Below are 1,326 nucleotides of genomic sequence, written 5' to 3' on the forward strand. Positions count from 1 at the left end.
TCCTCCAGGCGTGCTGGGCATATTCGGGCCATGCCATTTTGGACGGCGATGCACTGTGCGCAGTGCGGTCGATTCGCGCAGTTTGGGCACTGTGCCGCGTGGGTGCCAGAATAGGACTTTCGCCCCACTCAGGAGTTCGCCATGGCTACGTCGTCCAAGCCCACCCGCCACGCGTTTGCGTCCACGCTGAAGAGTTTCAAGACCGCGTCCGGCAAGGTGGGCAAGTTCTATTCCTTGCCCGCGCTGGCCAAGCAGTTCCCGCAGATCAGCCGCCTGCCGGTGTCGATCCGCATCGTGCTCGAATCGGTGGTGCGCAATTGCGATGGCCGCAAGGTGGCGACGGAGCATGTAGCGCAGCTGGCCCATTGGCAGCCCCGGGCGGTGCGCAAGGACGAGATCCCGTTCGTCGTCTCGCGCGTCGTGCTGCAGGACTTCACCGGCGTGCCCCTGCTGGCCGACCTGGCCGCGATGCGNTGGTGCGCAATTGCGATGGCCGCAAGGTGGCGACGGAGCATGTAGCGCAGCTGGCCCATTGGCAGCCCCGGGCGGTGCGCAAGGACGAGATCCCGTTCGTCGTCTCGCGCGTCGTGCTGCAGGACTTCACCGGCGTGCCCCTGCTGGCCGACCTGGCCGCGATGCGCAGCACGGCCGCGCGCCTGGGCCAGGACCCGAAGAAGATCGAGCCCCTGGTGCCGGTGGACCTGGTGGTCGACCACTCCATCATGGTCGACTCCTACGGCCAGAAGAATTCGCTCGACCTGAACATGAAGCTCGAATTCCAGCGCAACCGGGAGCGCTACGAATTCATGAAATGGGGCATGCAGGCCTTCGACACCTTCGGCGTCGTGCCGCCGGGCTTTGGCATCGTGCACCAGGTCAACCTCGAATACCTGGCGCGCGGCGTGCACAAGACGAAGGGCGATGTGTACTACCCCGACACCCTGGTCGGCACCGACAGCCACACCACCATGATCAACGGCATCGGCGTGGTCGGCTGGGGCGTGGGCGGCATCGAGGCCGAGGCCGCCATGCTGGGCCAGCCGGTGTATTTCCTCACGCCCGACGTGGTCGGCATGGAACTGACCGGCCAACTGCGCGAAGGCGTCACCGCCACCGACCTGGTGCTCACCGTGACCGAACTGCTGCGCCGGCACAAGGTGGTGGGCAAGTTCGTCGAGTTCTTTGGCGAAGGCACGCGCACGCTGGCGGTGCCCGACCGCGCCACCATCGGCAACATGGCGCCCGAATACGGCGCCACCATGGGCTTCTTCCCGGTCGACGAGAAGACCATTGACTACTTCAAAGGCACGGGCCGCACCAAGGGCG

At 65.9% G+C, this 1,326-nt stretch carries 1 protein-coding gene; it reads left to right on the forward strand.

Annotated features, from left to right (window positions below; translation table 11 throughout):
* Nucleotides 1-500: 500 nt before the first annotated feature.
* A partial coding sequence (locus tag QZH66_RS16205) for an aconitase family protein (RefSeq protein ID WP_305806913.1) occupies nucleotides 501-1,326 on the forward strand: 826 nt, incomplete at its 3' end.

It is taken from the genome of Stenotrophomonas sp. YIM B06876 (assembly GCF_030711595.1).
Lineage (GTDB): Bacteria > Pseudomonadota > Gammaproteobacteria > Xanthomonadales > Xanthomonadaceae > Stenotrophomonas.